The sequence below is a fragment of the Oleiphilus sp. HI0086 genome (assembly GCF_001635225.1).
The window spans coordinates 1-8948 of sequence record NZ_LWFZ01000625.1 but is presented as its reverse complement, the minus strand read 5'-3'; the positions used below and the strand labels follow the sequence as shown (position 1 = coordinate 8948).

7 protein-coding genes are annotated in these 8948 nt (G+C 45.6%); 5 read left to right on the top strand and 2 right to left on the bottom strand.

What is annotated here, in order from left to right; genetic code table 11:
* The 3 genes from A3756_RS08000 to A3756_RS07990 all read left to right on the top strand — a co-directional run.
* A partial coding sequence (locus A3756_RS08000; protein ID WP_156490361.1) for an HlyD family efflux transporter periplasmic adaptor subunit occupies positions 1–489 on the top strand: 489 nt, incomplete at its 5' end.
* Positions 490–643: 154 nt separating this feature from the next.
* Positions 644–2002, top strand: coding sequence for a TolC family outer membrane protein (locus A3756_RS07995; protein WP_197481249.1), 1359 nt, complete (start codon positions 644–646; stop codon positions 2000–2002).
* The gene (locus A3756_RS07990; protein ID WP_156490360.1) at positions 1999–2229 is read left to right on the top strand and encodes a hypothetical protein; all 231 of its coding nucleotides are present in this window, start codon (positions 1999–2001) and stop codon (positions 2227–2229) included. The genes A3756_RS07995 and A3756_RS07990 overlap by 4 nt, the downstream gene beginning before the upstream one ends.
* A gap of 488 nt (positions 2230–2717) precedes the next feature.
* On the opposite strand, the gene A3756_RS07985 is transcribed toward A3756_RS07990, so the two are convergent.
* Positions 2718–4412 carry a VCBS domain-containing protein gene (locus A3756_RS07985; RefSeq protein WP_068553267.1) on the bottom strand — a complete coding sequence of 565 codons (1695 nt, stop codon included), beginning with the start codon at positions 4410–4412 and terminating at the stop codon, positions 2718–2720.
* 195 nt (positions 4413–4607) lie between these two features.
* Entirely contained in the window at positions 4608–6014 is a 1407-nt protein-coding gene (glnA, locus tag A3756_RS07980) for a glutamate--ammonia ligase (protein WP_068553266.1), read from the bottom strand.
* Between the two features lie 582 nt (positions 6015–6596).
* Here glnA and typA point away from each other — a divergent pair.
* Together typA and dtd are read left to right on the top strand one after the other, a co-directional pair.
* On the top strand, positions 6597–8405 hold the full coding sequence (gene typA / locus A3756_RS07975) for a translational GTPase TypA (protein WP_068510231.1): 1809 nt from the start codon (positions 6597–6599) through the stop codon (positions 8403–8405).
* 130 nt (positions 8406–8535) lie between these two features.
* The coding region (gene dtd, locus A3756_RS07970) for a D-aminoacyl-tRNA deacylase (protein WP_068553264.1) at positions 8536–8948 on the top strand (413 nt) is incomplete at its 3' end.

Here is an 8948-nt window from a genome sequence, read left to right as displayed (position 1 = left end):
GGTCACGATGTATTGGAGGATAGGGTTGACCGAACCCAGGTTCGATCGCCTGTTAATGGTATCGTTAAAGAGCTTATGGTGACCACCTTGGGTGGGGTTATTCAGCCGGGAATGGATTTGGTGAGTGTTGTCCCGATGGAGGATGCTTTGCTAATTGAGACAAAAGTCCGCCCTGCCGATATTGCACGACTGTACCCTGGACAGAAAGCAATGGTAAAATTCACCGCATATGATTTCACGGTTTATGGAGGGCTCGAAGCTGAGCTGGTTCATATTAGTGCTGATTCCAGTACAAATGAACAAGGTGATAGCTTCTACCTGGTACGCGTCAAGACGCGAGATAATAACTTGAAGTTCGGAGACAAGCTCCTTCCGGTTATTCCTGGTATGATTGCCCAAGTAGATATTCTGACAGGGAAGAAAACCTTGCTGACGTATCTCTTGAAACCAATATTAAAAGCCCGGCAGGTTGCGCTGACCGAACAGTAAGTTTTGACTTGCTCACTATGCAACTTTTCAGGGTTTTATCTACGGATAGATAATAATAAGTAGCAACCAGTTTGGTTGTTAACGTAGAGGCAATAATAAAATGCAGTTTCTTTCGCGCTTGTTCTTGTGCTTAGCTGTCACAGGCTGTTTTAGCGTGGCCCCTGTTTTTTCCCAAGAGCTAGATTCAAGTTTCTCGAACACTATAGATGAGCCAGGGCTGTCTAAGAAAGCTTCGGCAGTTCGTGGCATTCAGGAGAGCGTGAGCTTAACCTTAGCCAGTCATCCGCAACTTAAAGCAATGGTCAGCGAGTTGTATGCTCAGATGGCGGACATCGAGGAACGGGAGTCTGCGTTTCTACCTAAGCTTGTTTTATCTCTAGGTGTCGGGCGTGAGCATAGTAATAACACTTCGACAAGGTCATTGACGGGAAGTGGCTCTGAACAAATGGAGCGCCGAGAAGCTTCACTTGCCTTAAGGCAAATGTTATTTGATGGCTTTCAAACTCATTGGCAGCGTGAAAGCGGCGTAGAGATGGGGCAGGCACGACGTCTAGCGATGCGCTCTCAGGCAGAAACGCTAGCCTATGATGCTGTGCAGGCGCATTTGGATGTTATGCGTGCGAACTTTGCTCTTGAGGATCATATTGCGAACCTGCAAACTCATGAACGGATTGCGAAAGACGTGGGTATGAGAGCTCGTTTGGGAAAAGATGACCGAGCCAAGGTAAGTCAGGTCAGTGCGCGTTTATCTTTATCTTTGGCAAATGTCGAGGCAGCAAAGGCTAAGCTTAGAGCGGCTGAGGCGGCTTATTTTCGAGTTGTAGGCTCAAGGCCTGCTTTATCTTTGGCTTTTAGTCCAGGCTTGTTATCGATGCCAAATTCGCTGGAACAGCTATTGGAAGAGGTGCCCTCACAGAATCCTCAGTTATTATCTGAAGCGCGAGCGCTTCGAGCGAGCAAGGCTGAGCGTTCGGCAGCGAAGTCTACTAATTTACCTTCGATTTATCTGGAATCTGGTGCGAGTTGGAATGATAACCTTGATGGTGTTAAAGGGCGAAATAATGATGCTTTTGTGATGCTGCGTATGCAATATGACTTATTCAACGGTGGGCGAGACTCAGCGGCTAAGAATAAGGCTGCTCTGCGTGTTAAGCGGGCAGTGTATCGCATGGAAGATGCGCAGCGTGAGTTAAGCTTAGCGGCTGAGCAGGCTTGGCATCGTTACCAGAGTTTATCGACTCGTTACGCCTTACTTCAGGATTATGCAGAATCGGCAGAAAACACCAAGCGAGCCTACATTAAGCAGTTTGATATTGGCCAGCGAAGCTTGATTGATCTGCTGGATGCCGAGAATGAACTATTAAATGCTAAGCGTTTAAGTAGTGAGGCGCGATATGACTTGTATTTGATTAAGTATGAGCTGTTGTACCTGCAGGGTAGTTTGCTGGATCACTTGTCTCAAAATATTACGATATCCCCTAAAGTAACTAAGTTCCTGGACGAAAGGGCATGATGATGGATCAGCAAGAAAAGGAGGCTTTATTTTTAGCGTTACAGGATAGCGATGCTGACTTGGCCAGAGTGACGGAAGACCTCATCTCCTTGCTGGTGCAGAAAGGTATTATTTTGTTTACCGAACTGCCTAGCGCAGTACAGGCTAAGCTTGTTGATAGAGAAAAGCTGAGAGAAAAATTGGGCCAGGTGAATGTGTCTATATTATCGGAGGGCGATACGCTCTAGCTTTATATGTATCGGCTCAAACCCGATTTTACAGCTTGTAATACAGAGCGCGACATGACCAAACAAAATATCAAAGCCTTGAAAGTTCGCTAAGTTGACGCTCAAGCCCCCCCCCAAAAAAAAACCAGTCATTCCTGCGTAGGCGGGAATCCAGTGTCTTGATTAATAGGCAGCATTTGAAGCTACAGAAGTAATCGAATTAATAAGTTTTCGGTCAAAAACAATGGATCCCCGCCTACGCGAGGATGACTACTGTGGTGAGCATTCCTTGGGGGATGAATTTTAGAATAAGGTAACCCAGGAAGTTCTGGAAGTTCAAATCGTTTCAACGTCCGTTAAAGCATACTATTCGACCAAATTCATACTTGGTACCAAGGTTTTCTTCTGGTGTCTGCACGACTAAGCCATGCTCTGGTCGCAATCTGTTTTTCAATAAGTCAGTTCGAGTGCTGCGTTTACACTTTACAGTGCCTAGAGTTTCAACTCTCTTAAGTAATGAGGTTGTTGTCTTGAAGATTTTGCTGAGTAATTTGCTGTAAAATCTCGCTTGCACTTGTATTGGCATTGTCTAGGGTCTCGCCCGTGGACTGATGGCTAGAGTTAGCCTTTCCGAATACGCTTTCTAGGTCGTTCTCTGTGTCATCATGTAGAACTTGATTTAACTCTAGGGTCTCTGGCTTGCTGGAGCTGTTGTTGGCAAAGAGTGGCTGATCACTTCCTTCAATCTTTATAATGACTGTTTGTGTCGTGCCATCAACACTTTCGACAACAAATGTGTCAAACAAGCGTTCCTTCTCACCCAAAGAGATGACTTTCGGGTTGTTAGTATTTAGTTCGTATCGCCAGTTGCCGTGTTCATCAATGCTACCAGTGCCATAGTTAGAGCGTGTGGCAATGTCTTCGGCTGCTATAAAGTGAGACTGACCAAAGTCAGGATCATCGATGTTTAGCTTCTGCTCGGCATAAGTTGAAGTGGCTAAGTCGATCGTTTCAGAGTTGTCACCGCTTAAAAAAGGCTTGTCATCGGCGCCAAAAATAGTGATCTTGAGAAGTTGATTAGTACCGTCCACGCTTTTTAGCGGGATTAGGTCATGCAAAGTGTCGTTTTGATGAAGGCTTTTTACTGCGTCTGACTCACTATTGAGCGAATAAGTCCATTCGCCACTAGCGGAAATACTTACAAAGCCGTATGCGCCTTCAACCATGTCTTCAGCCAGCATTTGGGCTTCATCTTGGTCGAGGTCTTTAACAGTAAGCGTGCCGCTGATCGTTTCGGGTCTTTCACCAGGGCTATAGTTACTTAGTGCTGAAACTTCAGCGCTCTTGTCGCCAGAGATTGTTGCGCTGTCGTTAATCCCATGTATGGTGATATTGAGGGTAAATTTGTCGCCACTTTTGCTGATTAGGTCGATGCTGTCGATAAGGGAGTCGTTTGCCCCCAGTTCTTGAATTTTCGAAGTGTTGTTGTCTAGCGTGTATTGCCAGCTGCCGTCGCTGTTGTAATTGATTTGGCCATAAGCTGTTTCATGACTGGTTTCGTCAAATTCATAGTGTGTATCAACTTGGCCGCTTACTTCAAAGTGAATGTCTTCAGTAGTGCTTCGGTGCAGAGTTCCAAGGGATTTGCTGGAATGATCTATCTCTGCTTCTGTGTGAGGCAGTATGGCAGTTGAAGTGCTGACTTGTTCACTATTTTGTTCGTCTAAACTGGCTACTTCGTATTTGCTTTGCTTCGCTGAGTTGGCGGTACTTGTTTCTACATACGCATTGCTGGAAAAACTCTCGCCAGGTGGGCTGGAAAATTCTCCGTTAAGCTGGGTGGGGCTTTCTTCGTACCCGGCTGCAGTGGAGGGGAGTAGAGAGAAATCAAAATCTTCGTCGTTAATGATGCTGTCTTGTAGGGTGGCAATATCGTTTAACTGTTGCTCGTTTGCGTTCGATAGCTCATGTTCCAGCTTCTTGAGTGTCGCCTTGGCTTGCAGTGCTTGGTTCGATGCTGTGTCGAGCTGTTCAAGGTTCAGCGAAGCTTCTCGTGGAGGGAATATGTCATTAAGTAGTATGGATGGATGTACGTCCGGACTTGTCTTGTTAATGTCGGTGTTTGTAGTTTGCCCATGAGCCTGTTCAAGCACTTGGCTAGAAAAAAGGCGGGTTGATACTAACAGGCTAGGCTGAGCCGACATGAATGCACTCCGGTTGTACAATTAATACAGTGAGTTAATACACTAAGAGTATTATGAGTGTTTGTCTAGATTATGGCGGGCGGATTTTGTGATCAAATGTAAAAAGCCCGCTAATGTTGCCATTAACGGGCTTTTATTCTGAACCTACATGCGCAGGTTAGGCTATCTGTGATGATAGCTTATAGAACATCGTACTTATAGAGAGTAGTACAATTCAAACTCAACTGGGTGAGTTGTCATGTTCAATAGCTCAACTTCTTCACGCTTAAGATCGATGAAACCCTGGATCATGTCTTCAGTGAAAACATCACCCTTAGTTAGGAATTCGTGATCTGCTTCTAGAGCGTTTAGTGCTTCTTCTAGCGTAGCAGCAACTGTTGGGATCTCAGCAGCTTCTTCAGCAGGAAGGTCATATAGATCTTTATCAGCTGGGTCGCCAGGGTGGATCTTGTTCTGGATGCCGTCAAGGCCAGCCATTAGTAGCGCAGAGAACGCTAGGTATGGGTTAGCCGTTGGATCTGGGAAGCGAGCTTCCAGACGACGTGCTTTCGGGCTATTTACGTATGGAATACGGATAGAAGCAGAACGGTTACGTGCAGAGTATGCCAACATAACTGGTGCTTCGAAGCCTGGAACCAAACGCTTGTATGAGTTAGTAGAAGCGTTAGTGAAAGCGTTCAAAGTCTTAGCGTGCTTAATGATACCGCCGATGTAGTATAGGCACTCATCAGATAGACCAGCATAGCCGTCACCAGCCATAACGTTAACGCCATCTTTTGCAAGAGACATGTGAACGTGCATGCCAGAACCGTTATCGCCAACTACTGGCTTAGGCATAAATGTCGCAGTCTTGCCGTAAGCGTGAGCAACGTTGTGTACACAATACTTAAGGATCTGAACTTCATCAGCCTTGTTTACTAGTGTATTAGCGCCAACACCGATTTCACACTGACCAGCAGTACCAACTTCGTGGTGGTGTACTTCGATTACTAGACCCATTGCTTCCATCGCTGCACACATTGCTGCACGAAGGTCGTGTAGAGAGTCAACTGGTGGTACTGGGAAGTAACCGCCTTTAACGCCTGGACGGTGACCAATGTTACCGCCTTCGAATTCTGCGTGGCTACCCCAAGCAGCTTCTTCAGAGTTGATTTCGTACATAGCGCCGTTCATGTCGGCTTTCCACTTAACGTCATCAAATACGAAGAATTCTGGCTCTGGACCAAACAATGCAGAGTCAGCGATACCTGTAGACTTCAAGTATTCTTCAGCACGGATCGCAACAGAGCGTGGGTCGCGCTCGTAGCCTTGCATAGTTGAAGGCTCAACGATGTTACAACGAAGGATCAAAGTGCTTTCTTCTGTGAACGGGTCAAGTACTGCTGTAGCGTCTTCAGGCATAAGGATCATGTCTGATTCGTTGATGCCTTTCCAGCCAGCAATTGATGAACCGTCAAACATTTTGCCTTCTTCGAAGAAGTCTTCGTCAACTTCAGAAGATGGAATGCTTACGTGTTGTTCTTTACCGCGAGTATCTGTGAAGCGAAGGTCGACCCATGTGACTTCGTTTTCTTTGATTAGGCCGAGAGTTTTCTCTGACATTCTAATTTCTCCATTTTTGGACGTATTCGAAACAAAGGTTTGTTTCATGTTATTTCAAGTGCCGAGCACTGCACTAAATTGTCACACTCAAGTTGCGACATGCGCAGTGCCTAGCGATTTTCGCAGCAGGTGTCCGGCCTAACCAGTCTAAACAAACTTTTCAAATACTATTTATATTTCAAGTACCGTCCAAGTTGTCAGACGCCTTTGCTGGGCAGCCTGGAAGAGGAAAAAATGAAGGATAGCAGAACTATCTTCATTATTCCCCAATTATTTGTTGACATTAGTTTTTCTATGTCAGTGTGCAATATGTTTGCCAATTTTGATTATTTGTAAGTGCTTGAAAATAGGTGGCTGGAAGGGAGTATCAGTGGATTTTTACGATGTAATGCGCACCATAGCGGTGCTTCATGCTGTTTAGTGCAATAAAATGGTGCGACAGTAAAAAACTAAAATGTAAAATATTTGTTTACTGCATTTTAATATGACGTTCTTTCTGTATAATTCGCGTCCAATTTATATTCAGTTACTTTTAATTTAAGTCTTGGATTTAGTCTTTTCAGGATAACAGGTACCCGTATTGTGATAGAGAAATTAAGAAATATTGCCATCATTGCTCACGTTGATCATGGTAAAACGACGCTTGTAGATAAGTTGTTAAGCCAATCGGGTACACTCGAACGTCGGGACGAAGGTTCTGAGCGTATCATGGACTCCAATGACCAGGAAAAAGAGCGCGGTATTACCATTCTGGCAAAAAATACAGCCATTCAATGGAATGACTATCATATCAATATCGTTGACACACCTGGGCACGCTGACTTCGGTGGCGAAGTAGAGCGTGTATTATCGATGGTTGACTCGGTATTGCTGTTGGTTGATGCCGTTGATGGGCCGATGCCTCAAACTCGCTTTGTGACTTCAAAAGCGTTTGAGCAGGGTTTACGTCCTATTGTTGTAATCAATAAAATAGATCGCCCGGGTGCTCGTCCAGACTGGGTGATGGATCAGGTTTTCGATTTGTTTGATAGCTTGGGTGCGACGGATGAACAGTTAGACTTCCCTGTTATTTATGCGTCGGCGCTGAATGGTATTGCTGGTTCAGACCCTGAGGATATGGCTGACGATATGACGCCGCTGTATGAGATGATCACAGAACAAGTGCCAGCGCCTGATGTAGATCCTGAAGGAATGTTCCAGATGCAGGTGTCTGCATTGGCTTACGACAGCTACGTAGGTGTTATTGGTGTAGGTCGTATTACTCGCGGAACATTGAAGCCAAATCAGCAAGTAATTATTAAAGATGCCAAGGGTAATGAGCGTAAAGGCAAGGTGCTTAACGTCAAAACTCATATGGGGCTTGAGCAGGTTGAGACGCCACTGGCGAATGCCGGAGATATTGTTTGTATCAATGGTATTGATGGCTTAGGTATTTCAGATACTTTGTGTGACCCGGAGTGTGTAGAGGCTTTGCCAGCACTAAACGTAGATGAGCCAACCGTAAGTATGACCTTCGTGGTGAATGATTCTCCTTTTGCGGGCTTGGAAGGTAAGTTTGTTACGACGCGTAATATTAAGGATCGTCTTGATCAAGAGCTTATTCACAATGTGGCATTACGAGTGGCGCCAGGTGATACGCCGGACAAGTTTGTTGTCTCGGGTCGTGGTGAATTACACCTTTCTGTATTGATTGAAACAATGCGTCGTGAAGGCTTTGAGATGGCGGTATCGCGCCCTGAAGTTGTCCAGAAAGAAGTTGATGGCCAGATTCACGAGCCGTATGAGATGGTTGTAATTGATGTTGAAGAGCAGCATCAAGGGCCTGTGATGGAAGCAATGGGTTTGCGAAAGGCAGAATTAACCAATATGGAGTTGGATGGTAAAGGGCGTGTGCGTCTTGAGTTTGTTATCCCTTCTCGTGGTTTGATCGGTTTCCGTGGATTATTCCTGACGCTGACTTCTGGTTCAGGCATCATGACGAGTGTCTTTGATCACTATGGCGAAGTGAAGTCTGGTGGCTCTTTTGAGCGTCAGAACGGTGTGTTGGTGAGTATGGTCAAAGGTAAGACCACTGCTTATTCGTTGTTTACTGTTCAGCAGCGTGGCCGTTTATTCTTAGGCCCTGGTGTTGATATTTATGAAGGTCAGATTGTCGGCATTCACTCACGCTCTAATGACTTGGTTGTTAATACGGTCAAAGGTAAGCAGCTAACGAACGTTCGTGCATCGGGTACCGATGAGGCCTTGACCTTGGTTCCGCCGATTACGCATACGCTAGAGCAGGCGCTTGAGTTTATCGAAGATGATGAGTTGGTTGAAGTAACGCCAGAAAGCATTCGTATTCGTAAGAAGCTTCTTACCGAGACTGAGCGAAAGCGTAATAAGAAGTAAGCTTCTGTATAGTCTGTATAGAAAGTAGCTTAATAATTAAGCCCGCCTCCATATTTGGAGGCGGGCTTTTTTGTGGGTCATCGATATGACATATTAAAGGATTATGCTTAATTAAGCTTGGGAGAGAAAAGTGAAAGGTCTGATTCAGCGGGTAAGCTCTGCTTCGGTCGAGGTCTCTGGTGAAGTGGTTGGGGAGATATCTAAAGGGGTTTTGTTATTGCTGGGCGTTGAGAAGCAAGATACTGAAGCTTCGGCACAGGCTTTGCTTGAAAAGGTAGTGGGCTATCGTATTTTTGAGGATGAAGCTGGTCGAATGAACAAAAGCCTAAGGGATATAGGAGGTGAGTTATTGCTGGTTTCCCAGTTTACGTTGGCAGCGAATACAAAAAAGGGGCGGCGGCCAAGCTTTTCAGAGGCCAGTGAGCCTGGGCGAGCGCAAGAGCTTTATAAGATATTTGGAGAAATGGCCGAGGCGCAAGGTGTTCGTGTGCAGAGAGGGGTATTGGGTGCGGATATGCAAGTTTCTCTGGTGAATGACGGGCC